The organism is Sphingomonas asaccharolytica NBRC 15499 (genome assembly GCF_001598355.1).
Lineage (GTDB): Bacteria > Pseudomonadota > Alphaproteobacteria > Sphingomonadales > Sphingomonadaceae > Sphingomonas > Sphingomonas asaccharolytica.
Map to the genome: position 1 here is coordinate 14,159 of NZ_BCYU01000046.1, position 23,236 is coordinate 37,394.

Annotated in this window: 28 protein-coding genes; 11 read left to right on the forward strand and 17 right to left on the reverse strand. The window is 65.6% G+C overall.

Annotated elements, in window-relative coordinates:
- Positions 1 to 3: 3 nt before the first annotated feature.
- From SAS01S_RS13220 to SAS01S_RS13245, 6 genes are all read left to right on the forward strand, one after another.
- The gene (locus tag SAS01S_RS13220) at positions 4 to 522 is read left to right on the forward strand and encodes an HORMA-1 domain-containing protein (RefSeq protein ID WP_066808950.1); all 519 of its coding nucleotides are present in this window, start codon (positions 4 to 6) and stop codon (positions 520 to 522) included.
- Positions 522 to 1,457 (forward strand): AAA family ATPase, encoded by a 936-nt coding sequence (locus SAS01S_RS13225; RefSeq protein ID WP_066808953.1) that lies wholly within the window; start codon positions 522 to 524, stop codon positions 1,455 to 1,457. Before SAS01S_RS13220 ends, SAS01S_RS13225 begins: the two co-directional genes overlap by 1 nt.
- A gap of 9 nt (positions 1,458 to 1,466) precedes the next feature.
- The gene (locus tag SAS01S_RS13230) at positions 1,467 to 2,993 is read left to right on the forward strand and encodes an SAVED domain-containing protein (protein WP_066808956.1); all 1,527 of its coding nucleotides are present in this window, start codon (positions 1,467 to 1,469) and stop codon (positions 2,991 to 2,993) included.
- A gap of 68 nt (positions 2,994 to 3,061) precedes the next feature.
- The gene (locus SAS01S_RS13235) at positions 3,062 to 4,009 is read left to right on the forward strand and encodes a hypothetical protein (protein WP_157082810.1); all 948 of its coding nucleotides are present in this window, start codon (positions 3,062 to 3,064) and stop codon (positions 4,007 to 4,009) included.
- A gap of 764 nt (positions 4,010 to 4,773) precedes the next feature.
- Positions 4,774 to 5,448: a lipase family protein gene (locus tag SAS01S_RS13240; RefSeq protein ID WP_157082811.1), complete on the forward strand. Its 675-nt coding sequence runs from the start codon at positions 4,774 to 4,776 to the stop codon at positions 5,446 to 5,448.
- Positions 5,445 to 6,431: a hypothetical protein gene (locus tag SAS01S_RS13245; RefSeq protein ID WP_066808964.1), complete on the forward strand. Its 987-nt coding sequence runs from the start codon at positions 5,445 to 5,447 to the stop codon at positions 6,429 to 6,431. Before SAS01S_RS13240 ends, SAS01S_RS13245 begins: the two co-directional genes overlap by 4 nt.
- A gap of 468 nt (positions 6,432 to 6,899) precedes the next feature.
- Here the strand turns inward: SAS01S_RS13245 and SAS01S_RS13250 are convergent, their stop codons facing one another.
- Genes SAS01S_RS13250 through SAS01S_RS13260 form a run of 3 tightly spaced genes read right to left on the reverse strand, consistent with a single transcriptional unit; the run spans position 6,900 to position 8,314 of the window.
- Positions 6,900 to 7,358: a hypothetical protein gene (locus SAS01S_RS13250; RefSeq protein ID WP_066808967.1), complete on the reverse strand. Its 459-nt coding sequence runs from the start codon at positions 7,356 to 7,358 to the stop codon at positions 6,900 to 6,902.
- 41 nt (positions 7,359 to 7,399) lie between these two features.
- Entirely contained in the window at positions 7,400 to 7,744 is a 345-nt protein-coding gene (locus SAS01S_RS13255) for a hypothetical protein (protein ID WP_066808970.1), read from the reverse strand.
- A gap of 33 nt (positions 7,745 to 7,777) precedes the next feature.
- Positions 7,778 to 8,314, reverse strand: a complete 537-nt coding sequence (locus SAS01S_RS13260) for a helix-turn-helix domain-containing protein (protein ID WP_066808973.1) — start codon at positions 8,312 to 8,314, stop codon at positions 7,778 to 7,780.
- A gap of 734 nt (positions 8,315 to 9,048) precedes the next feature.
- On the opposite strand from SAS01S_RS13260, the gene fliQ reads away from it, so the two are divergent.
- The 5 genes from fliQ to SAS01S_RS13285 are packed head-to-tail and all read left to right on the forward strand — an operon-like array spanning position 9,049 to position 14,317.
- On the forward strand, positions 9,049 to 9,318 hold the full coding sequence (gene fliQ / locus SAS01S_RS13265) for a flagellar biosynthesis protein FliQ (protein ID WP_066808976.1): 270 nt from the start codon (positions 9,049 to 9,051) through the stop codon (positions 9,316 to 9,318).
- A 4-nt stretch (positions 9,319 to 9,322) separates the two neighbouring features.
- The gene (locus SAS01S_RS13270; RefSeq protein ID WP_066808979.1) at positions 9,323 to 10,087 is read left to right on the forward strand and encodes a flagellar biosynthetic protein FliR; all 765 of its coding nucleotides are present in this window, start codon (positions 9,323 to 9,325) and stop codon (positions 10,085 to 10,087) included.
- Position 10,088: 1 nt separating this feature from the next.
- Positions 10,089 to 11,153 carry an EscU/YscU/HrcU family type III secretion system export apparatus switch protein gene (locus SAS01S_RS13275; protein WP_066808982.1) on the forward strand — a complete coding sequence of 355 codons (1,065 nt, stop codon included), beginning with the start codon at positions 10,089 to 10,091 and terminating at the stop codon, positions 11,151 to 11,153.
- Entirely contained in the window at positions 11,146 to 13,167 is a 2,022-nt protein-coding gene (locus tag SAS01S_RS13280) for a flagellar biosynthesis protein FlhA (protein WP_066808984.1), read from the forward strand. The genes SAS01S_RS13275 and SAS01S_RS13280 overlap by 8 nt, the downstream gene beginning before the upstream one ends.
- A gap of 4 nt (positions 13,168 to 13,171) precedes the next feature.
- A complete protein-coding gene (locus SAS01S_RS13285) occupies positions 13,172 to 14,317 on the forward strand; it encodes a tetratricopeptide repeat protein (protein ID WP_169804958.1) in 1,146 nt (381 codons plus the stop codon).
- 106 nt (positions 14,318 to 14,423) lie between these two features.
- Here the strand turns inward: SAS01S_RS13285 and SAS01S_RS13290 are convergent, their stop codons facing one another.
- The 14 genes from SAS01S_RS13290 to SAS01S_RS22830 form a co-directional block, all read right to left on the reverse strand.
- Complete coding sequence (locus tag SAS01S_RS13290) at positions 14,424 to 14,759, reverse strand: hypothetical protein (protein WP_066808990.1); 336 nt, start codon at positions 14,757 to 14,759, stop codon at positions 14,424 to 14,426.
- A gap of 5 nt (positions 14,760 to 14,764) precedes the next feature.
- Positions 14,765 to 15,310 carry a tetratricopeptide repeat protein gene (locus tag SAS01S_RS13295; RefSeq protein ID WP_066808993.1) on the reverse strand — a complete coding sequence of 182 codons (546 nt, stop codon included), beginning with the start codon at positions 15,308 to 15,310 and terminating at the stop codon, positions 14,765 to 14,767.
- Between the two features lie 12 nt (positions 15,311 to 15,322).
- The gene (locus tag SAS01S_RS13300) at positions 15,323 to 16,057 is read right to left on the reverse strand and encodes a sigma-70 family RNA polymerase sigma factor (RefSeq protein WP_066808996.1); all 735 of its coding nucleotides are present in this window, start codon (positions 16,055 to 16,057) and stop codon (positions 15,323 to 15,325) included.
- On the reverse strand, positions 16,054 to 16,758 hold the full coding sequence (gene fliP / locus SAS01S_RS13305; RefSeq protein WP_157082812.1) for a flagellar type III secretion system pore protein FliP: 705 nt from the start codon (positions 16,756 to 16,758) through the stop codon (positions 16,054 to 16,056). Before fliP ends, SAS01S_RS13300 begins: the two co-directional genes overlap by 4 nt.
- Positions 16,755 to 17,096, reverse strand: coding sequence for a hypothetical protein (locus SAS01S_RS13310; RefSeq protein ID WP_066808998.1), 342 nt, complete (start codon positions 17,094 to 17,096; stop codon positions 16,755 to 16,757). The genes fliP and SAS01S_RS13310 overlap by 4 nt, the downstream gene beginning before the upstream one ends.
- On the reverse strand, positions 17,093 to 17,377 hold the full coding sequence (locus SAS01S_RS13315) for a FliM/FliN family flagellar motor switch protein (RefSeq protein ID WP_084238978.1): 285 nt from the start codon (positions 17,375 to 17,377) through the stop codon (positions 17,093 to 17,095). Before SAS01S_RS13315 ends, SAS01S_RS13310 begins: the two co-directional genes overlap by 4 nt.
- Positions 17,378 to 17,402: 25 nt before the next feature.
- On the reverse strand, positions 17,403 to 18,158 hold the full coding sequence (locus SAS01S_RS13320) for a FliM/FliN family flagellar motor C-terminal domain-containing protein (RefSeq protein WP_066809000.1): 756 nt from the start codon (positions 18,156 to 18,158) through the stop codon (positions 17,403 to 17,405).
- Between the two features lie 14 nt (positions 18,159 to 18,172).
- Positions 18,173 to 19,369 carry a flagellar hook-basal body complex protein gene (locus SAS01S_RS13325; protein ID WP_066809002.1) on the reverse strand — a complete coding sequence of 399 codons (1,197 nt, stop codon included), beginning with the start codon at positions 19,367 to 19,369 and terminating at the stop codon, positions 18,173 to 18,175.
- Between the two features lies 1 nt (position 19,370).
- Positions 19,371 to 19,811, reverse strand: a complete 441-nt coding sequence (locus SAS01S_RS13330) for a flagellar hook assembly protein FlgD (protein WP_066809005.1) — start codon at positions 19,809 to 19,811, stop codon at positions 19,371 to 19,373.
- Position 19,812: 1 nt separating this feature from the next.
- A complete protein-coding gene (locus SAS01S_RS13335; protein WP_157082813.1) occupies positions 19,813 to 20,616 on the reverse strand; it encodes a hypothetical protein in 804 nt (267 codons plus the stop codon).
- Positions 20,613 to 21,035, reverse strand: a complete 423-nt coding sequence (locus SAS01S_RS13340) for a hypothetical protein (RefSeq protein ID WP_066809011.1) — start codon at positions 21,033 to 21,035, stop codon at positions 20,613 to 20,615. The genes SAS01S_RS13335 and SAS01S_RS13340 overlap by 4 nt, the downstream gene beginning before the upstream one ends.
- A gap of 23 nt (positions 21,036 to 21,058) precedes the next feature.
- On the reverse strand, positions 21,059 to 22,360 hold the full coding sequence (locus tag SAS01S_RS13345; RefSeq protein ID WP_066809027.1) for a FliI/YscN family ATPase: 1,302 nt from the start codon (positions 22,358 to 22,360) through the stop codon (positions 21,059 to 21,061).
- Entirely contained in the window at positions 22,357 to 23,007 is a 651-nt protein-coding gene (locus SAS01S_RS13350) for a FliH/SctL family protein (RefSeq protein WP_066809013.1), read from the reverse strand. Before SAS01S_RS13350 ends, SAS01S_RS13345 begins: the two co-directional genes overlap by 4 nt.
- Positions 23,004 to 23,236 (reverse strand): hypothetical protein (locus SAS01S_RS22830; protein ID WP_066809015.1); only part of this gene is annotated, 233 nt, incomplete at its 5' end. The genes SAS01S_RS13350 and SAS01S_RS22830, both read right to left, overlap by 4 nt.

Genomic DNA, 23,236 nt, shown 5'->3' on the forward strand with positions numbered 1-23,236 from the left:
ATCATGGCTTCCAGCTACACGCTTTCGGCGTCGAATAGTTTTACCATCACCCACGCGCGCCATATGGCGGCCAAGGTCGCCGCGGACCTGAAGCGGATGCAGCGCCTCTACGGTGTGCCAAGCGACGCGGACATCGCAAACTATGAGGAGGAGGTCGTCCAGCTCCTCAAGGCGGGGTATCTCGGCACGGTCAGCTACGGCTTCAAGCGCGATGGCGCCTGGATCGAACCGACCCTGCGGTACACGGCCAAGGACCTTATAGGCGGCTCCGGCAGTGACGATGACCCCGGCAAGATCACGCCATGGGCAGATACGTCCGGGGCTGCCTTCTACAGCTACCTGACCTATTCGGCGGCTTGGGACGATATGACCAGCGAGCAGCACGACGCCTTCAAGAAATCTCTGCCGTTCTATCGCGGTGGCGCATCGGAGCCGGGCATCAATGGCTATGTCGAGCAGGACCGGACCTATTCGGCCGGTGGCAAATCGCTCGGCCGCGCTTCGGTGAGGAGCTTTTCCTGATGTCAGAGCAGATCGATGTGGCCGCCCTGTTCGAGCGGCGTATCAGCTATCCGGATCCTGGCGCCCGGCAACGCCTGGCGCGCCTCGTCGGGATCGACGACAACAAGGTCAGGCTGTCCAAGATCCTTGGCCTGCTAGTCAATCGGGCAGGCCTTGAGAAATGGGCAAAGATCCATCATCCAGATGCGCAGCTGTTGCTCGACACCGTCACCAGGCGCCCTCCTCTCGTCATTCTTGCTGGCGACGTGGGCTCCGGCAAGACCGAGCTTGCCGAGACGATCGGCGACATGGTCGCCCGCGCCGAGGACATCGACATCACCCTGCTGCCCTTGAGCCTTGCCAGCCGTGGCCAAGGGATGGTCGGTCAGATGACGACGCTGCTCACCGCCGCATTCGAATATACAGCCACCGAGGCGGCCAAGCTGAAGGCGGACGGGCGTTCGCGTGGTGCGATTATCCTGCTGGTGGACGAGGCGGACGCCCTCGCCCAGTCCCGGGAGGCCGCGCAAATGCATCATGAGGATCGCAGCGGGGTGAACGCCTTCATCCGGGGCATCGACCGCCTTGCCAACGAGCAGCTCCCGGCCGCAGTCATCATGTGCACCAACCGGTTGAGCGCCCTCGATCCGGCGGTGCGGCGGCGCGCAGCGGACCTGCTCGCATTTGATCGGCCTGATGGCGATCGTCGTCGCGAAATTCTTGCGCCGCGGCTCGCGCCGCTCGGCTTCAGTGAAGGCGATATTGAGACGATGGTTTCGTTGACTGGCGCGCGCGCCAATAACGAAGCCGGCTTCACCTTTTCCGACCTCACCCAGCGGTTGCTGCCTGCCATCGTGCTCGATGCGTATCCCGAGCGCGCGGTCGCGCCGAAGCGCGCGCTCGCCATTGCCCGCGAGTTGGCCCCTACGCCGCCCTTCCGCGACGGTCCGGCATAGGGCGGAGCGATGACTGAAGCTGTAACTGTCCGCCGCGATGGCGACACTTTTCAGGCGCGGATGTTCTGGCAGCGCGCAGCCCGACTTCTCGTGCCTGACACTGCCATCAAGCGGGTCGCCTTCGAGACGGGCCCCAAGAGCTTCGATGATATCTGGGTCGAGTATCTTCCCGGGGGCGGACAGCTCGATCACCTAGGTGTCGCGTTGCTGCGCGAGCACATTCAGTGCAAGTGGCATGTTGCACCCGGCACGTTCGGCTACGCCGAGCTTGCCGATCCTGAGTTCATCAACGCCAATGCGCGCTCGCTCCTTCAGCGAGCGCATGCGGCGCGCGAAGCGGCTGGAGGTCAGGCCGGCTCAACTCGCTTCAAGCTGCTCACCAATTGGTCCGTGGATCGCAACGACCCTTTGAAAGCTTTGATCGGGATGCGTTCCGGGGCGATCCGGTCCAACCGATTGTTCGACGGCACTACCGATCGCAGCCAGGTGGGCGGCGTACGCAAACTTTGGCGCGAACATCTCGACATCGACGACAAGGCCCTTGAAGCGTTCGCCGTTTCGCTCGCCTTCGGCCAAGCCGCGGAAAGTCTGGCGGATCTGCGCGACCAGCTCGACGCCATATTCTTCATGGCAGGTATGCGGCGCATTCCGGCGAGCGCGAGCGCATTTCCCTATGATGACCTGATCTTCCAGTGGATGGCTCAGGGGCGTCTCGAGTTCGACCGTGACTCCCTGCGTGATGCGCTGAAGCGGGAGAACTTGCTGGCTGGCGGCGAGCCGGCTCCTTTCGTTGTTGGCGTGAAATCCTTTGAGCACGCGCTCGATCCGCTCGAACTGCGTTGCGCTAAGGTGCTCGATCTTACGCCCGTGTTCGACTCCCGCTTCATCCAGGATGAAGCGGATTGGTCATCGACGCTTTACCCGAAGCTGGCAGAGTTCCTTCGAAAGGCGGCCGGGGATGGCGAAAAGCTCCGCCTGGCGCTTGATGCCCACGCGACGTTGGCCTTCGCCGCTGGCTCGATCCTGGACATCAAGTGCGGAAGGATGATCGAGCTTGAGCAGCGGAGTCCCAATCGACGGATATGGGCGGCGAACGACAGCGTGCCGGCGGCGGACTGGCCAAAGTTGAGCACCGACCTCCAGGAGGTGGGAGAGGGAACGGAAATCGCGGTTGCGGTCAGCATGACCCACGACATCGCCCGTGACGTGCAGGCATATATGGCAGGGTTACCCCAGATCGGTCGTTTGCTCACTTGCAGCACGAGCGAGGGCCCAAGCCACAACGCTGTCCGGTCTGGCCGCCATGCCGCCGATCTGGCAGCAGCGATTGTGGCGGCGGTCCGCAACACGCCTGATGTATCGAAAGTTCACCTGTTCCTTGCGGCTCCGAACGGCTTGAGCTTCTTCATCGGCCAGCGTCGTCCCCAGCTTGGAAACGTGACGCTTTACGAGTTTGATTTCGAGGGGGAACAGGACCGGGGTTACCGGCCGTCCCTGTCGCTGCCAAACGGGCGCGCGCCTTTGACGACGCATTAGGTTAAGCGATGACAGCATTCTGCTTCGCCAAGGTGATTTCTTGAGCTCGTGTTCTAGGAAGAGCGAGAATGGGTAGGTTGTATTTGTCCGACCACGAACTCGTCGCCATCAAAGCGATCGATACAAACGCGGTTCGCGAAGGCGTCAGGCAAGCACTGGACGGGGGTTCAGCCTCGTCTCTTCGCTCCCTGCACCTATCGGTGACGTGCGAGGGCATCGCACACAACCTCGACCGCTTTGAACGCGACTTGGCCGACCACGCGAAGGCCAAGGCCGCGGCAAAGCGGAAAGCGACTTGGAGCCGCGCGTGGGAATCAGGCGACGATTTGATCCACGCGGTTCATGCTGCGAAGGAGCGCGCCGAAAACCAGGAACTGGAAGCGCAGCTCCTATATATCGACGATCTAATCAGGCCTCCCTACCGGTTCAGCGATCGCGTCCAGGTCGACATTTACTATCGATGGCGGGAAACGCCCGAAGCCGCGTGGAAGTCCGGGACAATCGCATTCTTTCACAATGTCGATATGAGCCGCGATTACACCGTGCCGGGACCAGCGCGTAAACCAAGCAAGGCGAAATTGGAGGCCCAGCGCGAAGCGACGCTGTTCGATCGCTGGGATCATCTACGCTGGTTGGCGCTGCAGGCCGTTCGGGAATACCTCACGACCGGCGGGGACGGGTCTTTGATTCCCGAGCAATATGAGGCAAAGCCGGCTCGTGGCGAACGCTATCTGAACAACTTCAGCTGTGATTTCTGGGAAGCCCTTGGTGAGCCGCGCGGCCGGCGTCGCTTGCCACCAAGTCGCACCGAACAACTGCTTCCCGGCTCGGCATCTGCTGCGGCAACTCCCGACGGCCTCCTCACTCTAGAAGCGCGCGTCACACACAAGCTTTTTGGCGAGGGCGTCGTCATCCACATTGAAGGAGACAAGGTCGTCGCCGATTTTGGTGCCCGGGGTTCCAAGCGAGTGATGGCGAGCTTTCTGAAGCGAAAGGCCGACGAACAGGATCGGTGAACGCGAAGAGCGCGCTTACGCCGAGAGGGGGCGGATCCATCCTGTGGTCAAGCAATCGCAATATAGCGATCGGTGGTCATATGCTACGCCTTAGACAACGTGATCCGATTGCCCGAGCATGCCGGAATGCGCGGTCGCGACGTGTCAGCAAGATTTCCTGCATCCGCGTCGCTGCTTCACTCAGGATCTCGACCATCGCATCACGACGGCCATCGCCGGAATAGACCTGAGGATCGTCTAGAATCAGCGAAACTGTTTTGCCCTCCTCGAGCAGCATGTCGGCAAATGCTATTCGGGTCAGCACAGCCAGTTATTCCTGCCCTTCCGCGCGACAGATACTGCCTCCCCGTCGCTGAGCTGGCCAAAAAGGGCAGTGCGTACAATAAGCGAACGACGGCTTTCGGGGTTGAGCCCGTCAGTCCGCGAATGACCGAAATTAAGGCGCAAAGCAGCTTCCGACCTGCAGTTTCCCTCACGAGCATCCTTTCGCCGCCGCCAATCGGGAACGCTGTGAGCACAAAAAGGGGCTGTGGTTTGGAAGACCGGCGGTTTGGGCAACCAGCAGCCCCCGGCGAGTGTTGGTACTTATTAGATTTCGTGCGAGATTGCGGCGATATTGTCGATCGCGGCGAAGACGGGACGAAGCAATCGTGGGGCATCTCCTTCCATATTCTCTTCCTTGGGGACACGGATCGGTCGGATACTTCGCCGACCACGGGGCGGACCGACTTATCGTATTCGTGCACGGCTTCGGCGGGAAAGCGGTGAAGACATGGAACGGCATGGAGGATCTACTGGACGCGAACGGCGCCGAGGCAGCTGACGTCGTATTCTATGGTTATAGCAGCTTAGCGGCCCCAGCCCAGAACTCGGCGACTCTCTTTCTAAAATTCCTAAATGCGGCTGCTGGGGCCGAGGCTTCCTGGATGAACACCCTATTCCGAGCCGGAGCACCGGGCGATCGGGCCTATCGCGACATCTTGGTCGTTGCTCACTCGCTGGGGGCTCTGGTTACGCGGCGGGCCTTACTGGACGCGATCAGCAGTGACTTCGGCTGGGTGAAGCGGAGTCGCCTACTCCTGTTCGGCCCGGCTCACATGGGCACACGGCTGCCGGAGCTAAAGGCAATGCTCAATAGCGGCGCCGGATCGATCCTGGCTGACGCATTTACGTTTGCGCAGATCAAAATGCCGGTAATCGATGACTTGGCGAAGGACAGTGATTTTCTGAAGGACTTACTCGCCGACAGTCAGGCTGCGGTCGACAACGGCGTTGACCAGCCGGTGCGCGCTGAGGGCGTGATCTTCGGCCAGTTTGACAACATCGTCATCAACCGGACATTCTGCCGCGACCCCCTCGCCGACGTATGGGACAACGAGGATCACTGCAGCGTTTGCCGGGCTCCGCAGACCGTATTTGCAGTTGCGCGTCATCTATGATCGCCACGTCATCAGCTACCCCGCTTGGCAGCGACGTTGCTGACCAGATTGCCCACCGCTACAGACTGGCTGACCGCATGCGCCGGGCTTTGAAAATGCTCGATCGCGACGATGTCGGACATCTTTTGAGGTCCCATCTCGACGAAACCATCGAGTGGAACGAAATCAAGAAGCGCGAGAATCTCGACGAGCTTCTGGCGGGCCTTTCTCTCTTACACATCGCTGGGCTCGACCGCCGGGATGATCTGGCCGGCGTAGGCTTGAGATTGTCCGATGTGCTGAAGTTGCTCGATCATCCGAGTGTCGCACGATACTTCGAGGATACGTATCCTTTCGCTCCTCCCGTCCTGTTGCGCGAGAGCTTCGAAAATCCGGCGTGTAACTCCTATCTTGAGCACTTGGCTGAGGAACGCGCCGCCGAAGGGTGGTTAACCGCCTTTCGGCAGTTTTTGAATCTAGACGCGGCGTTCAACGCGTCGGATCCCCTTGAGCTGTTTTTGGGGCTCCTGGATTCTTATGTCATCTACGGCTTCGACCTCGATGACCTGAAAAGAGCGCTGTGCGACGAAGAGCGAATGCGCCGTTTGCTGTCGCGAAAACGCGGTCGCCGCGTGCTGGAAGGCCTTCAAGATTTCTTCGAATTTTCGGAAGACTTGGACGAAGCGCTGGCTCATTGGGATCGGTTCCCTCTCTTCGCTGGATTGGTCTGGCTTCATTACGGTTATTGGTATGGCGCCGGTGGCCAACGCATGCGCGACGTCGCGAGCTGGCTTGAGAGCACCATCGAGCAAATCGTGAAGCGCGATGGCGGCCAAGAGGCGCTGGCGCGCGATGCGCAACTGCATGCAACGATGGGTCGTTTGACTGCCCTGGGTGGATATCCGAAATTAGTGCTACGAGAGTGTGCGCTTCCGTTGGAACGTTGGCGGCTTCACGTCGAGCGGAGCCGTGGAAACTCACGAGTCGTCGACCGCCGAGAGTGAGCTGGCTCACATTACTACTGTCGACGCCTGCGGCCGCCGGTCGTTTTTTGGCAGTCGCGGCGTCTGGCGGAGTTATGTTGTTAGAGTGCGCGAACTGATGGCAGCTTTTGATGAGTCAGATTTCTACTCTGAAAGACCGGAACTGAGGCGCGAAGCTGACCTGGGGCTGCCGCGTTGGCAAAACAAAAACGGCGGCTCACCCGCCTGTGCGCCGTGTTCACAGCGCACGGGTCAATTTGCAGTCTGGCCACAACCAAACCCGGGGACAGCGCGCGACAGCCGGGTGTCGAGATCATGCTTGAGCATGTACCGAGGCCTTTAGCCCCGCGGGGCCTGGACATACGCCTCAGCCACCCGGCCTGTTTCGATGCGGACACACGCGCCCGTTGCGCTGCGCGGCAATGCCGAACGGTCGTTCCCGGCTGCCGATGACCGACGTTCGAGCGGGCCGAGGTCCGCTAATGCCGTCTAACCACCTGGCCTCAGGCCGTTTCGCGCTTCTCTTGCCGCCCTTCGCTTGCTGCCGGCGATCCCGATCCAGAGAAGCAACAGCAGCGGATACCCTGTACTGCCCATCAGGATCTCATAGACCAAGGCCGGCATTGCTGGCTGGACCGCCTTGGCGACATGGGCCAGGCAGCCGATCAATTGCAGCGCGGCCGAACCGATGATCCAGACGCTTGGCCGGCGGTGCGCCAGGACCGACAAACCGAACAACAGCGCGATGTCGATCGTTGCAACGGCGGGCTCGAAATGCACGAACCTGATGCCCGCGACCCCCGTAAAGATCTTCTGCAAATCGGTGGCCGCGAGATAGAGGAACGCGACCAGCAACTCGGTGGTCGCGCCCCATCGCCATGCCGCCACCAGGCTGAGCGCGACCAGCGGGGGAAAGGCCTCGACATACCAGATCGTCCAGGCGGGCATGACCCCGCTGGGCCACGTGCTGCCACGACAGTCAACTGAATTCAGGCCACAATTTTCATCGGCGTGGCCTCCCCTGACCCTTTAGGATCGCATTCAGGGGCGATGAATCCCACCTCCTTGGCGGTCGTCGGCCACATCGCATGCGCCTGGCGCAAGCGGGCCTGGACTTCATACGCCTGCCTGCATGCATCGTAGAGGAGATCGATCGCCGTTTCGCCAGCGGTCACGGGCAGGGCCGACTCGGCGCGCTGCTCTAGCGTCAAGGCAAGGAAGCGAAAACCTTTGACCGCGGTGGCATCGGCACTTTGTTCGAGCGGCAGAAATTCCTTCGCCAGCGTGTCGGTCAAGGCGCGGCGCGCTGTAACGATAGTGCGATTGAACGTCATTCGACCTCCTCGCCCGGCGGCGAGGCTGCCAGGCTAATGTGCGGTGATGGAAGTGGGCGGCATCGCGTTGTAGATGTCCTCGGCGGCGCCGATGACCGATCGGTAATTGGCCAGGATGACGGCCAGGCCCGCGGCGGTGGCGATGATCAGGGCCGCGGTCTTGAAGGTGGAAATCACGTCATCGCTTGCGCTCCTGTTGACCGACGGAACGGCTGGCGGCGTGATCGGGGACAATATCATCAGCCCCGCATCGTCGTCACTCGGCGCTCCTTGCCGGGACAGGTCTGGCGCAATCGACTGGCCGGGCGACAGTCGCAGAATCTGGCTAGTCATATTTTCGGGAGGGTCCTGCGCACCCTCACCCGCCGAACGATGCTCGCGCAGCATTCTCGCCGCGTGCATGCGGTTGGGCGCGCCGAGCTTCCTCACCGCCAGCGAAATATGGGTGTTGACCGTGTTCGCAGAGATGCCGAGCAGCCCTTCGATCTCGGCCGAGGTATAGCCTTCACCGACCAGCTCGAGGCATTGCAACTGCTTGCCGCTCAGCGATTCGACGCCCTTACCCGCCATGAGAAGCGCTTACGGCGTGCCGTGTCCGAAAGGAAACAAAGATCAGATAATTCAACGCATAAACGCGCCGGATATGACGGCAAGCACGCGCAAATGGCGCCAGCCGGGCCGTCGCGGATCGCGATCGGGCCCCTAATGAGCACAATCCTGCGCGAAGCAGCTGGCTGATCGCTCCGGCTGCCCGATCGATGCGCGTCGTCAATCTCGTTGCCATCAGCAGCGGTCGGGGGACTGGACGCCCCGAGGCAAGGCTGCGGGCGCGAAAGACGAAGGGCGTGGGCTGGGGGCGTTAGCACGGCGATTTATGTCGTCACGCTCGAGCTTGGGGACCGCGATGAATCGCGTCCGAATCGACCAAAATGGGTAGCGGCGCGTCGGCGCTCCTGATAACCGCCTTGGGCAGAGGCGGGGGCAATCCCCCGCTCCCGCCTCGCTTCGCACCGGATCCCTGCGCTGCCTAGCCCGTCCAGCGCTATGCATCAGCTGATCCGGAACACTTCACCAGTGCCGGCATCGCGGGGAGTTGCGACCCGCGCCGTCCCAATGACAATCGAGATGGCACGTCTGGCGGATATTGGCGGCGCGGTCGGGATAGGAAAAATTGTGTCCGTCGGTGCCTAGGCGATGGGGAATGCATCTTTTTTCCATCACTTGCTCGCGCTGATCGGAGCGGCATGCTAGCGTCCCGAATCGGGACAGTCCGGGGGTTGGGCTGCCGTGCGGGGAGTCTGTTTATGGGGGGTGATCGGGCGCTCAGCCTGCTCAACGACATGTTGTGGAACAGCCTGATGGTGGCCGGGCCGGTATTGCTCGCGACCCTGCTCGTGGGACTGGTCATCAGCATCTTCCAGGTGACGACGCAGGTCCAGGAGATTACGCTCAGCTACGTCCCCAAGATCCTGGTTTCGGCGGTCATGCTGATCGCGATCGGGCCATGGATGCTAGGCCGTGTCACGCAATTCGCGACGTCGCTCTACCAGCTGATCCCCACCCTCGCGCACTAATCCAATGCCTGCGCTGAGCGACGAGGCTGTCGCTATCCTTTTATTGACCCTGCGCGTGGTGCCGGCGTTCGCGTTCACCGCGCCGTTCACCTTGCTGCGCGTGCCGGCGATCGTGCGTGTGCTGCTGAGCATCTCGCTTGCCGCCTGGCTGGTCACCGCCAATCCCGCCCAGACCTGGCAGAGCGGCTTTGCCGCACATGGGCTGGCGCTCGCGGCCGCGAACGAGCTCGTGCTCGGCATCGGTCTCTCGCTCTCGCTGCAATTCGCGTTCGCCGCCTTGCTCACGGTCGGGCGCGCGCTCGACATCCAGGCCGGGTTCGGCCTCGCCGTGCTGGTCGACCCCACGACCAAGAGCCAGATGCCGCTGGTCGGCACGCTCTTCGCCTATGCGGCAGCCGCCATCTTCTTCACCAGCGACGGTCCCGCCAATCTGCTCGCGATCTGGACCGCGTCGGTACAGGCCGTGCCGCTCGGCACCGGCGCGCTATCCGGCGACCTTGGCGCGCTCCTCACCTATCTGTCGAGCGCGTTTGTCATCGCCTGCGGGCTTGGCGGCGCGATCATGCTGGGCTTGTTCCTCGCCGACCTCGCCATCGCCTTCATGTCGCGCACGCTGCCCCAGATGAACGTGATGCTGCTCGGGTTCCAGGTGAAGGCATTGATGACGCTGGCCTTGCTGCCGGCGTCGGTCGCCTTGTCGGGCGCCCTCCTCCTTCGCCTGCTTCGGACAGCGCTGGAGGCGGCGCCGCAATTGGTGGCGGCGCGCTGACATGGCCGAGGGACAGGAAACCAACCGCACCGAGCAGGCAACGCCGTTCAAGCTCAAGCGCGCCCGCGAAAAGGGCATGGTCGCGCGCGGGCTCGACCTCGGGTTCGTCGCCGGTCTGATCGGGCTTGCCGCGTTCGTCATCGTCGCCGGTGCCAAGCTGGCCTCGGTCCTCGGTGTCGAAATGCGCCGGGCGCTGGTTGGCGGGATCAGCGCGGCAGGCGATCCCCATGCGTCGGTCGCGCTCGCCGCGGGCTCTTTATGGCCCGTGCTCAAGCCTGTCGTTCTGCTCGGCGCGACGGTGATCTCGGTCACGCTTCTGGTCGAGATCGTGCAGCTGCGCGGACTGGTGTTCAGCGCGACACCACTCAAGCCTGATTTCTCGCGGATCAATCCCGCCAAGGGCCTGAAACGCCTGTTCTCGTTCCAGATGCTCAAACAGGCGTTCAAGAGCATCCTCAAACTGGCGATCTACACAGTGATCACCGTGCTCGCCATTCGCTCGGCGCTGGCCGGTGCAAGCGGGCGCATCACCGATGCGGCCAAGCTCGCCGAGGCGCTCGATCATGCCGGCATGAAGCTGCTCCTGCTCTTCATCCTGGCCGCGGCCGGCCTCGCCGTGATCGACCAGCTCCTCGCCCGCGGCGACTTCGCGAAGCAGATGCGGATGAGCAGGCGCGAGGTGACGCGCGAGCATAAGGAGCGCGAAGGCGATCCGCGGCTCAAGAGCAAGCGCAAGCAACTGCACAAATCGTTCGCGCAGCAAAGCCAGGGGCTCGCCAATCTGCCGGGCTCGGACTTGCTGATCGTCAATCCGCGCCACGTCGCGGTCGCGCTCGCCTATCGTGCCGGGGCCGGCGCGGCACCGGTCGTCCGGGCCAAGGGCGCGGATCGTCACGCCTTGCAGCTCAAGGCCGCCGCCGCCCGCCTCGGCATTCCGATCATCGAATCGCGCGGGCTGGCCCGCGCATTGTTCCGCGACAGCGAGATGGGAAGCGAGATCGCCCCGCGTCACTACCATGCCGTCGCCGAACTCTATTTCAAGCTGGGAGCAACCGCGCGTGCTTGACCGCCTGCTGCGCAACAACCGCGATCTTCTGCTGGTTGCCGCGATCTTCCTGATCCTCGTCATCCTGTTCGCGCCGATCCCGGCGGCTGTGCTCGACCTGTCGATCATCGCCAATTTCGGGCTGGCGCTGACGATCCTGCTGCTGACCTTCTATGTCGCGAAACCGGTCGAATTCTCGACCTTCCCCTCGCTGCTGCTGGTGGCCACGCTCTACCGCCTCGCGCTCAACGTGGCGGCGACCCGGCTGATCCTGACCGGTGCCAGCGCCGGCCAGGTGATCGGCTCGATCGGCACCTTCGCCGTCCAGGGCAATTTCGTCGTCGGGCTGGTGGTCTTCGCGATCCTCGTCGTGGTCCAATATATCGTCGTCACCTCGGGTGCGCAGCGCGTGTCCGAAGTGGCCGCGCGCTTCACCCTCGATTCGATGCCGGGCGCGCAGATGAGCATCGACGCCGATCTCAACATGGGCCTGATCGACCAGGTCGAGGCCGGGCGCCGCCGCAAGGGGATCGAGCGCGAGGCGAGCTTCTACGGTGCGATGGACGGCGCGTCCAAGTTCGTGAAGGGCGACGCGATCGCCGGGATCATCATCCTCTTGATCGACATCATCGCCGGCTGGATCGTCGGGGTGCTCCAGCTCGGCATGGAGTGGAACGAGGCGCTGCAGCATTTCACCTTGCTGACGATCGGCGACGGCATCGCCGCGCAGCTGCCCGCGCTGATCATCTCGGTCGCCACCGGCATCATCGTCACACGATCGGCGTCCGATCGCGAATTGTCGACCGAGGTATTCAGCCAGCTTGCCTCGATTCCGCGCATCCCGCTCATCGTCACCCTGGTCCTGATGATGCTGCTGCTGTTGCCGGGCATGCCGAAATGGCCGATCCTGGTGATCCTCGGCCTGGCGGTCCTCGCCTGGCGGCGTATCCGCAGCACCACCGCCGCCAAGGACACCGTCATCGCCAACGAGGTGGCGGCGTCGCAGGCCGCGAGCGCCGGCCAGGCCTCGATCGAGATCCGGTTGGGCGCCGCGCTGGCGGAGGCGTGGAAGGCGCAGCAGGCGATCATCCTCGACCGCGTCGAAGGGCTGCGCCAGGTGCAGGAACAGAAGCTCGGCATCGCATTCCCGCCGGTCCGTATCCTCGACGGGTCGGGGCTCGGCGACACCGAATATGAGATCCGGCTGTTCGGGTCGCGCTTCGCGCTGGGCGAAGCACGACCCGACCGCGCGCTGGTGATCGGCGCGGCGGGCGCCGCGCCGGCGATCGAGGGAATCGCGACCACCGACCCCAGTTTCGGATTGCCGGCGGTCTGGGTCGACGCCGACGGCGAGGAGGCCGCGCGCGCCGCCGGGCTCACCGTCATCGATCCGATCACCGTGCTGATGACCCAGTTCAGCGAGGTCGTCTCGGGCGAGGTCGCGACCCTGCTCACCCGCCCCGTCGTGACGCGGCTGATCGAGGACGCCCGGACCCGCCAGCCCGGACTGATCGAGGAACTCATTCCGACAATCCTCGGCGTTCCCGATATCCAGCGCGTGCTCCAGAACCTGCTCGCCGAAGGCGTGTCGGTCACCAATTTCGACCTGATCCTCGAGCATCTCGCCGACCTCGCCCGCACCCAGCGCGACCCGGCCGAACTGACCGAGCAATTGCGCCAGCGGCTGAGCTACGCGATCTGCAACCAGTTGCGCGGCGACCATCCCGATCTTGCCGTGCTGAGCCTTGATCCCAGGATCGAAAACCAGATCGCCTCGGGGCTGGGCGCGGCGCAACAAGGCGGCCTGCCGATCGAACCCGGCCTCGCCGATCGCCTGATCCGCCGCCTGTCGGCGCTGGCCGAGGCGATGCACCGCGACGGGCGGGCGCCCGTCCTGTTGTGCGGCGCCGAGTTGCGCCGCCACCTCAAGGCGTTCACCAGACGCAGCATTCCGCGCCTCGCGGTGGTTTCGGTCAACGAGATACCGATGCGGATCAATCTGAAGTCGTTCGATGTCGTCAAGCTGGAAGGATGAAATGATGGGCGAGGAGACCGGTCGAGCCGCGAGCGAGGCGAGCTATCAACGCCTGCTCGGCTATCTCGAGCACGACCCGGACAACCAGGCCTTGCTGGCCGACGCCGCCGAGGCGGCGATCGCGGCGGGCCGCGCCGACGCGGCGTTCGGCCTGCTCGACCGCGCAGCCGCTCGATCCGCGCCGGGCCCTCGCCAACGCAGTCTCGCGGGGCTCGCGGCAATGCATAGCGAACGATTCGCCGATGCGATCGCGACGTTCGCGGCGCTGCTCGACGATGGCATCGACAATCCGGTGATCCGGTTCAATCTCGCCTGGTCGCAGGCAGTGTCCGGCGATACCGAGGGCGCGCTTGCCATCCTCGACGACGCCACCTGCGAAGCGCTATCGCAGGCCGCCGCGCTCGATGTCCGGCTGCGCCACGCGGCGGGCGAGTTCGAGGAAGCGTATCAACGCGGCAAACACTATCTCGACCTCCATCCCGAGGACCCGGCGCTCGGCGCGGCGATGTCGGTGCTGGCGCTCGACATGAACGAGCCCGAATTCGCCGCCGCCTGCGCGGCGAAAGCGCCAGGGCATGCCGATGCGCTGACGACGCTCGGCACGCTGGCGCTCGACAGCAAAGATGCGAGCCAGGCGAAAGCCTTGTTCGACGAAGCGCTGGCGCGCAATCCCAAGGCGCCCCGCGCTTGGGTCGGCCGCGGGCTCGCCGAACTGCTGACCGGCCAGGCCGACCAGGCACCCGCAGACATCGACCGCGGCGCGGAATTGTTCGGCAGCCATCTCGGCTCGTGGATCGCCGCCGGCTGGGCCCATTTCGTCAACGGCGACATCGCCACCAGCCGCGCGCGGTTCGAACATGCCCTCGCGCTCGACCCGACCTTCGCCGAAACCCATGGCTCGCTCGCCGTGCTCGACGTCTTGGCGGGTAACATCGACGCCGCGCGCGAACGCGCGACGATCGCCGCACGGCTCGACCGGCAAAGCTACGCCGCAGCCCTCGCCCAGGCGATGCTGAGCGCGGGGAGCGGCGATGCCGACCGGAGCCGGGCGATCATCGAACGCGCGTTGCATGCGCCGCTCGACGGCACCGGCCGTACGCTGGCGCAAGCGCTGGCACGGATGGGCGCGGGCGGCGGATCGGTCCACTAAACGCCACGCCCGACGGGCGGATCCGGCCCAGCGACCGATCCGTCGCATCGATCGCAGCGGGTGGGAGCCGAACCAGACGCAATCGCGCCAGGGACCGGTTCGACCGTCAGGTCGCCCGGAAGTCGCGCGCGACGCGGTCGAGCAGTTTCTGCGCTTCGGGCGACGCCTCGATCAGCCGCAGGACCTCGCCGGTCACCGCCTCGAACGCCGGCTCGGCGACCAGTTCCTCGCCTAGCCGCTCGCCGAGCAGGCCGCGCACCAGCGCCCGGCGGAAATCGCGTTCGGGAAGATCGCGGATCGCGGCCAGTGCCTCGATCCTCTGCTGCGCGGTCGCCGACTTGCGCTGCTCGCGATCCGCGCCCCGCACACGGCCCCGCTCGCTGCGCTGCAATTGCTCGCGCAGCAGCAGCAGAATCTGGTCGGTTGCGCTGATCTGGGTCATCTGACCTAGTGGGGCCGGCCGGAAAACTGGCCGAGCAGCAAGCTGGTCGCCGACATGGTCTCGTCCGCGGCATCGCCGACAGTAAGCTCGCTGATGCGATCGATCATCAGCTGCATGTCGCCATTGAGCGGCAGGTTCTCCTCGTTGGTCGCGATGCCGAGCCGCAATTGCTCGATCGCGGCTGCGAATTCGTCGCGGATGAGATAGGTCAGGCCAGCGACGAAGATGCGCAGATAATGCCCGTCGGGCAGCAGCGCGAGCGGCCCCCAGGTCGACAGCGCGTCGCCCGCTTCGCCGGAGGTCAGCTGGAAGAAACCGAGCTGGAAGCGCGCGATCGCGAAATCGGGCGCAAGCGCCACCGCCGCCTTGAGCGCGGACAGCGCCTCGATTGGCCGGCCGATGCCGGCGAGGAGCGAACCGCGCAGGAAATGGAGGCGCGGATCGTCCGGAAAATCCGCCAGCGCCCGATCGACGTGCGCAATCTCGTCGCCATTGTTTGCGGCGATCGCGGTGGTCAACTCCTGGAGGCGGATATCATCGCAAAGCGTCATGTCGAATTGTCCCTAGTGATGCTTGAGCCGCCGCCGAAGCCGTTCGATGGCGCTCTTGTGGAGTTGCGATACCCGGCCGCGCGTCAGCCGCAACAGATCGGCGATATGCGCGAAGGTCAGTCCGGTGTGATAATGCTGGCGGATAACCGCGCCTTCATTGGCGGGCAATCGTTCGAGTTCGGCGGCGATCGCCGCCTGAGTCTGGCGCCAGGCGAGCCCTTCATACGGCGTCGGCCGGCGATCGACACCGTCCTCCTGCTCGACCATCCCGGTTCCCTCGAGCATCAGCCCGAGCGCGAGATCCACGGCGAGGTCCGCGAGTGTGGCGAGGGGGTCGGCGGGCGCGGCCTCGATCGGGCCGAGCGACCGCATGCGCTCCTGCCGCAACCGCTGGCGCTGGCTCAATTGCGCGTCGAAATCGCTCATCCGCTTCATGCCGTCGGCGACGCTGCCGGCGATCCGCGGCCGGGCATAGGCGCCGAACGGCACGCCGAGAAGCGGGTCGTAGCGGTCGAGCGCCTGCAACAGGCCCTCATAGGCGAATTGCTCGAGATCGCCGCGATCGACCACGCGCCGGCGCCAGCCGAAATGGCGCGCCGCGACGGAGCGGGCCAGTACGATATAGCGATTGAACAAGGTTTCGCGCGAGCGGCTGTCATCCTCGAACCGCGCGCGCCGCCACAGCGACGCTTCGGCGCGCACCGGATCGGTCACGATGTCGAGGCCGGTCTCGCGCGTCGACTTCATCGAAAGCTGCCCAGCACGCCCTGGATGACGAGGCTCCAGCCGTCGATCAATACGAACATCAACAGCTTGATCGGCAGCGATATCGTGGCCGGCGGCACCATCATCATGCCGAGCGACAGGAGGATCGACGACACGACGAGATCGATCAGCAGGAACGGCAGCAGGATAACGAACCCGATCGTGAACGAGACCCGCAGCTCGTTCATGATGAAGGCGGGCGCGAGCTTGAGGATCTCAACCTGGTCGGGGCGCGCCGGAACCGGCGTATGCGCGATCGCATAGATCGCCTCGATGTCGGAATCGCGCGTCTGGGCGAGCATGAATGTCTTGAGCGGAGCGCTTCCGCGGGTCATTGCCTCTTCGGCGCTGATCTGGCCGCCAAGGAACGGCTGGACCGCCTGACTGTTCAGCGTCATCAGCGTCGGTCCCATGGAGAATGCGGTCAGGAACAGCGCCAGGCTGATCAGCACCGGATTGGGCGGCGTCTCCGGCATGCCGAACGCGTGCCGGACCATCGACAGGGTGATGATGATACGGACGAAGCTCGTCATGCTGATGAGGATGGCCGGCAGGATCGCCAGCATCGTCAACAGCAAGGTGGTGCGCACGACATCGGCCGAGAGCCCGGCCTGAGGCGCCGCGGCGGCCGGCACCGCTGCGAACAGCGCGCCGCCGGCGAGCGCCAGCAACCACCTTTTCACGCAGCCTCTCCGCCGTCCGCCAGCGCCCGCTCGCGCAGCACCTGGCTCGATCCGACCTGGATCAGGAGCAGGAATTCGCGTCCGTCGTGGCGCACGACACCGATATCGGCATGCATGCTGAGCCGGCGCACCTCGACGACCTCGATTACGCCGGTGCGCGGGCCGACCTGGCGCAGCCACCCGGCCAAGTCGCCCTTGCCCATCCGCTGGCGGATCAGGAGTATCGCGAGCACCGCGATCGCGATGCAGATCAGGAAGGCGATGATGATGCGGCCGACCGGCACGTCCACCCCGCCGCCGCCCAGGCGGCCGACCGCCTGATCGGCGAGCAGGATCATTCGGCGACCTCGCTCAGCCGCACACCGAACTTGTCTCCGACCGCGACCAGTTCACCCTGGCCGATCACCACGCCGTTGAGACGCAGCTCGACGGCCTGATTGAGCGGCGCGTCGAGCGTCACCACCGACTGCGGCTTGAGCGCACCGAGCTCGGCGACGGTCATCCGCGTGCCGCCGACAAAGGCCTCGATCTCGACCTCGACGTCGTCGATCATGCGCGCGGCGAGCGTCCGGCCGGAGGGCGTCGCGGTATCTGTTTTCTTGGGAGAGGGCTGGTTCACAAGGGGGTACTCGTTGGAGAGACAGTCAAACGATGGTCAGCTGCAGCCGGTCATCCTGGCGATCGACGGTGCAGCGCAACGGCTTGGGGCGGTGGCCGATCGCGACATCGACCGCGGTGGTCAGGTCGCGATCGAGCACCAGGACATCGCCGACGGCAAGGCCGGCAAGCTCGGCGGTCGTCAGCCGGCTGCGGCCGACCAAAGCGGAGACCGTCACTTGCTGGCCGGCAAGCGCGATGGCGAGCGGCGCTACGGTCTTGCCCGTCACGAACGGCGGCAAGGCCGCCCGCGCGCGCCGGACGATCAGCTCTTCGCTGAGCGCGATCTGAAGCAGATCGGCGCGGCCGCCGTCCGCCACGCGCCACGTCCACCACGGTCCCCTGCCGGACTCGACCGTCCCCGGGCGCCAGGCCGCGCCACCCAGCCCCAGGGTGGCGGCGAGGCGGCTGCGGAAATCGGCAACGCAGGCCGCTGCCGCGGCATCGAGCGCAGCGCGATCGGCCGGCGTCGGCGATGCCCCATCGTCCGGCCCGCCGTACATCATCGCCGCAATCCGCGCGTCGGCATCCTCGGCGAGCGACAGCACGACACCATCAGCCAGTTGCCAGCAGGTGCCACGCGCCGCCGCGGGGTTGGCGCCGACCGCGGCATCACCGGCGAGGTCGACCGATCGCGCGGCGAACCACGCCGCGCTCCATTCACGCACGCAAGGGCGCAGCGGGACCTCGCGCACCGCGCGCTGGACCGCTTCGGGCGGCAGCCAGGATCGAACGTGCGTCATGCCAATGCCGCCGATCAGCCCTGCCCGCGGATGCCGAACAATTGCTGGATCATGTCATTGGTCGCGCTGATGATCTGCGACGATGCCTGAAAGCCGCGTTGGACCAGGATGAGGTCGGAGAATTCGAGCGTCAGGTCGACGTTCGACGCCTCGAGCCGGCGCGACTGCACCTTGCCGACGCGCACGTCGCCGCTCGGCAGGATATCGCGCATCGCGGTATCGCGCGCGCTGAACAGCCCGCTCGATTCCTGCGTCAGATCCGTGGTGTCGCGAAAATCGACAATTGCGACCGAGCCCAGCTGCTGCTTCTGCTCGTTCGAATAGCCGATCTCGAGCTGGCCGGTATCGTTGACGCCAAGCGTGGCGAACGTGCCGACACCATAGCCGTCGGCCGTGCCGGCGCGGATCGTCGACGTGCCGGAGAAAGTCTGCACCGCCGAGAAATCGAGCGTGATCACTGTGCCCGATCCCGGATCGGTGAAATCGAGCTTGCTGTTGGACGGATCGGCGACGGTGCCGATGAACTTCAGTTGCTTGGTCTGCGTGGTCGCGGTCGCGTCGGTTCCGGTCTTGAGCACGCCATTGATGTCGCTGACCGTGACATTGTAGGTCCCGCTCACCGCTCCGGGCGACGTGTCCTTGGTCGCGGTCACTGTCCAGACGTGCTTGCCGCCGGTCTTGTCGAACACCGTGATATTGCCGACCGTCGCGGTCGGGTCGCTCGACGAGATGAAGTCGGTGAACGTGACCTTGGTGGTCGGCTTGGGGGGGTTGGTTCGCGAGACATCGACCGACAGCGACTGCGGTTGTCCCGACGCGTCGAGCGTCGCCAGCCGCCAGTCGGTGCCGGACAGGACGATGAACCCGTTCTTGTCGATGTCGAAACTGCCGGTGCGCGTGTACATCACGTCGTCGCCGCGCATCAGCATCAGCAACCCCCCACCCTGGATCGCGAGATCGAGGTCGCGATCGGTCTGGCGCAATTCGCCGGCCGCGAAGTCGAGCCGCCCGGGCGCGTTCTGGACGCCATTTCCGGTCGTGCTGCCATAGCCGTTATTCGACCGGCTGTTGGCGCCGAGGATGTTCTCGAAACTGACGGTCGACCCCTTGAACCCTTGCGAGTTGAGGTTGGCGACGTTGTTGCTGATCTGCTGCAGCCCGCGCGAATAGGCGGCAAGCCCGCTCAAGCCGATATAGATCGATCCGAACATGTCAGTTCCCCTGGCGAATCTGGGAGACGTTGGCGAGCGACAGGCCGGAAATGGTCTGCTGGTCGCCAGTGGTGATGGTGAGTTGCGGGTCGCCATTGGCGAAGGTGATCGCGGTGACCTTGCCGGAGATGACGGTCGAGCCCGACGGGATATCGACGGTGCGGCCGAGCAGCGACGCCGCCTGGGCAGTCCCTTGCGCCGAGACCAAGGTGCCGAGCTTGTCGTTGGTCGTCTGGCCGAGCTGGATCTGCGAGAATTGCGCGAGTTGCGAGACGAACTCGAAATTGTCGACCGGCTTGAGCGGATCCTGATAGGTCAGCTGGGTCAGGATGATCTTGAGCAGGGATTCGAAGCTCAGCCCGAACGCGCTGGTCGCCGCATCCTGGGTCCCGGAGCCGCTGCTCGCGGCCGATACCGGCTGGGTCGGGGAAATCGCCTGCATCTCAATCCTTCCTGTCTTGCCCGGCAAAGCCGGGGCTGCGGCTGACGCGCAATTCGCTGAGCACGAGACCATGACGCGCGAGCAATTGGGCAACCGCCTCGTGCATCGAACCGGCATCGCCCTCGGGCTCGCCATCGGCGACGACCGTCACCGCCACGCCCGCCTCGCCATGGTCGATCGACACCTTGACGCGCGACGCGGCGAGCGCCTGGTCGCGAACCGCGATGCGCGGCGCGCCGCCGGGCGACGCTGCGTCTTCGGCCGGCGCTCCGGCCGCGCTCAGGCGCGGGACCGGCGATGGCGATGATGCCAGGCCCGGCGCGCCGCCGGCTGCTGCACCGGGCCGCAGCGGTGAGACAGCCGGCGATCCGCCGATCGCCAGCTGTCCGCCCAGCACCGGGTCGGAAGCCAGCCCGGACGGCGCTCCCGAACCCGGCTGCGTTCCGGACGGCGGCTCAGGGGCGCGCGACGGGTCGGAAGCGAGCACGGGCAGCGCGCCAGGCGGCGGCACCGACGGCTGTGGCACGCCAGGCTGATCGGACTCGGACGCGAGGGCCGGATCGTGCCGCGCGGTCGCCGCGCGGTCCTCGAAGAACCCGCGCTCGTTGAACCGCTCGACCGAGCCGCGCATCGTGCCCGCGGCGAAGCGCGCCGGCGGCCGGCCCGATTGCTCGACCAGTGCGCGGTCGACCAACGTCACCAACGTATCGGCGAACGACGCGCCGGACGCGGGCCGCGACACCCCGGAGGGCTGTGCCGCGGTTCCGGCAAAGGGAGCGGCCGGGCCAGGCGTGATCGCGGTCATCGCCGCCGCCAATCGAACGTCGCCCGCTCGGCAACCGCGGCCAGCGCCGCTTCCTCGTCGAGTCGCGCGGCGTCGCGGGCGAGCCCGCGTGCGACGTCGCCGGTCGCGCGCATCGTTGCATCGAGCCGACGCCAATGATCGGTGTGCGCCTCGCGCACCGACGCCATGTCCCGCGCCACAAGCGCCGCTCGCTCGGCGGTCGTATCGGCGTCGAGCAACGCGGCCCCGATCGCCGATACCATCTCGGGGAGGAAACGATCCGAGCCGATCGCCGCGTCCCAGGTCCGGGCGAGTGCGAGAACACGGTCGGCGTCGCGCTCGGCCGCCTCGACCGCGGCCGTTTCGCGCGCCTGGGCCTCACCGACATCGATCGCGGCGACATCGCGTTCGACACGCTGAAGCAGTTCGAGTTCGCGCATGCGATGGAGAGCACGCCGCGGCGTCATGACGGCCACGACGTTTTGAGCGCACGCACGGTCTGGGCGAAGTCCGAGCGCTCGTCGGCGGGTTGGCGCAGGACGGCGGCGATCGGCTCGCGCGCGGCTATCGCCCGGTCGATCCGGTCGCTCGACCGTGCCCGATAGACCCCGCTTTCGATCATCACGCGATTCTCGTCATAGGTCGAGAGCAGCGACGCAATCTCGCGCGCTTGGGCGGCGTGATCGGGGTCGATCAACCGTGAGGCCTGACGGCTGACGCTGCGGATGATGTCTATCGCCGGAAAATGGCCCTGCTCAGCCAAGGTGCGCGACAAGACGATATGGCCGTCGAGCAGCGACTTCATCACCTCGACGATCGGGTCGTCGACCTCGTCGGTCTCGCTCAGCACTGTCATGATGGCGGTGATCGCGCCCCCTCCCCTGACCGCTCCGCAACGCTCGACGATGCGCGGCAGAACCGCGAACACGTTGGGCGTATAGGCGCGCACGGTCGGCGGGGCGCCGGCGGCCAAGCCAATTTCCCGCAGCGCCATGGCCAGCCGCGTGATCGAATCGATCATGAGCACGACATGCTCGCCGCGATCGCGCCAATATTCGGCCAGCGCCAAGGCCTGCTCGACCGCGCGCGCGCGCATCACCGGGCTTTGGTCCGATGTGGCCGCGACCAGGGAGAAGCGATCGGGCGCGGCGGACGTGGCGGCGAGCGACCAGAGGTCGGAGACTTCCCGCCCGCGCTCGCCGACGAGGCATAGGATGCAGCGATCGCAATCGATCTGGCGGGCGAGCTGCTCGACCAGGCTGGTCTTGCCCACCCCGCTCGCCGCGAAGATGCCGACCCGCTGGCCGACGCCCAGGGTCAGGAGGCCGTCGATCGCGCGGATGCCGGTCGCCAGCACCGCCGCCGGATTGACCCGGTCGAGCGCCGAGATCGCGGCTCCCTCGATGCGCGTCGTGCGATCGATCCTGCCTTTGCCGTCGATCGGGCGGCCGAGCGCGTCGACGGCACGACCGGCAAAACCGTCGCCCCGCGCGATGCCGGAACGGCCGGGCGCGGCGGTCACCCGCGCGCCGAGACGGAGCCCGCTATGCTGTTCGAGCGGGATCAGGGTGATCCCACGCTCGCTCACCGCCACCACCTCGGCGATCGCCTCGCGGCCATCCGGGCCGGCGATGTCGCACAGCTCGCCGAGCGCCGCGGCGGGACCCGTCGCGCGAACGAAGCCGGCACCGAGTTCGTCGAGATGCCCGTAGAGCGGCGCGGTATCGACCGCGGCTAGCCGATCGAGGAAACGGTGCGGCTTCATGTCCTGCGCTCCATCGCCGCCAGCGCGCCGTCGAGGATCGCCCATTGTCGTGCCGGTTCGATGTCGATGGCGCCGAGCTTGAGATCGATCCGGCACCCCCCGGCATCCAAATCGGGGTCGATCGCGAGACGCGTGCGCGCGACGTCGATCCGCGCGCTCAGGGTATCGAGCGCGTCGCCCGGAAAATCGGCCGCGCTGACCCGCACGCCAACCACGGAATCGGCGGCGAGGCCGGCAACGTGATGCGCGACCGTGCGCGTGACCAGCTCGCCGAGGTCGGCGCTTTCCCCGAACATCTTGCCAAGCGCCGCGCGGGCCAGCGTGACCGCGAGAAGCTCGAGGTCCTCGAGCCGCTTGTCCCAGACCGCGCGCGCTTCGGCGAGACCGCGCTCGACGAGCGCGGTGCGACTGGCGTCCGCGGCGACGGCAGCGGCGCGTCCTTCTTCGCGCGCGGCGTCGATCGCCCGCGCCGCCTCCTTTTTTTGCAAAACAAGCGCCGCCTCAAGCCGCACGATCTCGGCCTCGAGTTCTGCCAGGCGCGGATCGGGCGCCAGGGTCTCGACCACCGCGTCGGGGTCGCGCCGCGATACGGCAGGCAGCGCGCCGACGCTTGCCAGCGCGTGCGGCTCCTTGATCAGCCCGCTCATCGCGGTTTTCCTGCCGCCAGCAGCCCACCGGCTGCCTGAAGCAAGGTCCGTCCGGGAATGCGGGGTGCTGCATGCTCCTCGCCTTGCCCATCGAGCAGCGCCGCGCGCGCGGCCGGTGTCATGCCGCCCTCGCCGTTCCGCGCGGCAGCGATCAATGTTTCGAACCATTCCGAATGACTACCCGGCGCTGCCGGGCGCGGCGGTGCCGCCGGCCGCTGGCCCCGCATCG

What these genes read in the sequence shown, in the direction of transcription:
- SAS01S_RS13220 (WP_066808950.1), top strand. Translation starts at nt 4, where the DNA reads ATGGCTTCCAGCTACACGCTTTCGGCGTCGAATAGTTTTACCATCACC.
- SAS01S_RS13225 (WP_066808953.1), top strand. Translation starts at nt 522, where the DNA reads ATGTCAGAGCAGATCGATGTGGCCGCCCTGTTCGAGCGGCGTATCAGC.
- SAS01S_RS13230 (WP_066808956.1), top strand. Translation starts at nt 1,467, where the DNA reads ATGACTGAAGCTGTAACTGTCCGCCGCGATGGCGACACTTTTCAGGCG.
- SAS01S_RS13235 (WP_157082810.1), top strand. Translation starts at nt 3,062, where the DNA reads ATGGGTAGGTTGTATTTGTCCGACCACGAACTCGTCGCCATCAAAGCG.
- SAS01S_RS13245 (WP_066808964.1), top strand. Translation starts at nt 5,445, where the DNA reads ATGATCGCCACGTCATCAGCTACCCCGCTTGGCAGCGACGTTGCTGAC.
- SAS01S_RS13250 (WP_066808967.1), bottom strand. Translation starts at nt 7,358, where the DNA reads ATGCCCGCCTGGACGATCTGGTATGTCGAGGCCTTTCCCCCGCTGGTC.
- SAS01S_RS13255 (WP_066808970.1), bottom strand. Translation starts at nt 7,744, where the DNA reads ATGACGTTCAATCGCACTATCGTTACAGCGCGCCGCGCCTTGACCGAC.
- SAS01S_RS13260 (WP_066808973.1), bottom strand. Translation starts at nt 8,314, where the DNA reads ATGGCGGGTAAGGGCGTCGAATCGCTGAGCGGCAAGCAGTTGCAATGC.
- fliQ (WP_066808976.1), top strand. Translation starts at nt 9,049, where the DNA reads ATGGGGGGTGATCGGGCGCTCAGCCTGCTCAACGACATGTTGTGGAAC.
- SAS01S_RS13270 (WP_066808979.1), top strand. Translation starts at nt 9,323, where the DNA reads ATGCCTGCGCTGAGCGACGAGGCTGTCGCTATCCTTTTATTGACCCTG.
- SAS01S_RS13275 (WP_066808982.1), top strand. Translation starts at nt 10,089, where the DNA reads ATGGCCGAGGGACAGGAAACCAACCGCACCGAGCAGGCAACGCCGTTC.
- SAS01S_RS13285 (WP_169804958.1), top strand. Translation starts at nt 13,172, where the DNA reads ATGGGCGAGGAGACCGGTCGAGCCGCGAGCGAGGCGAGCTATCAACGC.
- SAS01S_RS13290 (WP_066808990.1), bottom strand. Translation starts at nt 14,759, where the DNA reads ATGACCCAGATCAGCGCAACCGACCAGATTCTGCTGCTGCTGCGCGAG.
- SAS01S_RS13295 (WP_066808993.1), bottom strand. Translation starts at nt 15,310, where the DNA reads ATGACGCTTTGCGATGATATCCGCCTCCAGGAGTTGACCACCGCGATC.
- SAS01S_RS13300 (WP_066808996.1), bottom strand. Translation starts at nt 16,057, where the DNA reads ATGAAGTCGACGCGCGAGACCGGCCTCGACATCGTGACCGATCCGGTG.
- SAS01S_RS13310 (WP_066808998.1), bottom strand. Translation starts at nt 17,096, where the DNA reads ATGATCCTGCTCGCCGATCAGGCGGTCGGCCGCCTGGGCGGCGGCGGG.
- SAS01S_RS13320 (WP_066809000.1), bottom strand. Translation starts at nt 18,158, where the DNA reads ATGACGCACGTTCGATCCTGGCTGCCGCCCGAAGCGGTCCAGCGCGCG.
- SAS01S_RS13325 (WP_066809002.1), bottom strand. Translation starts at nt 19,369, where the DNA reads ATGTTCGGATCGATCTATATCGGCTTGAGCGGGCTTGCCGCCTATTCG.
- SAS01S_RS13330 (WP_066809005.1), bottom strand. Translation starts at nt 19,811, where the DNA reads ATGCAGGCGATTTCCCCGACCCAGCCGGTATCGGCCGCGAGCAGCGGC.
- SAS01S_RS13335 (WP_157082813.1), bottom strand. Translation starts at nt 20,616, where the DNA reads ATGACCGCGATCACGCCTGGCCCGGCCGCTCCCTTTGCCGGAACCGCG.
- SAS01S_RS13340 (WP_066809011.1), bottom strand. Translation starts at nt 21,035, where the DNA reads ATGCGCGAACTCGAACTGCTTCAGCGTGTCGAACGCGATGTCGCCGCG.
- SAS01S_RS13345 (WP_066809027.1), bottom strand. Translation starts at nt 22,360, where the DNA reads ATGAAGCCGCACCGTTTCCTCGATCGGCTAGCCGCGGTCGATACCGCG.
- SAS01S_RS13350 (WP_066809013.1), bottom strand. Translation starts at nt 23,007, where the DNA reads ATGAGCGGGCTGATCAAGGAGCCGCACGCGCTGGCAAGCGTCGGCGCG.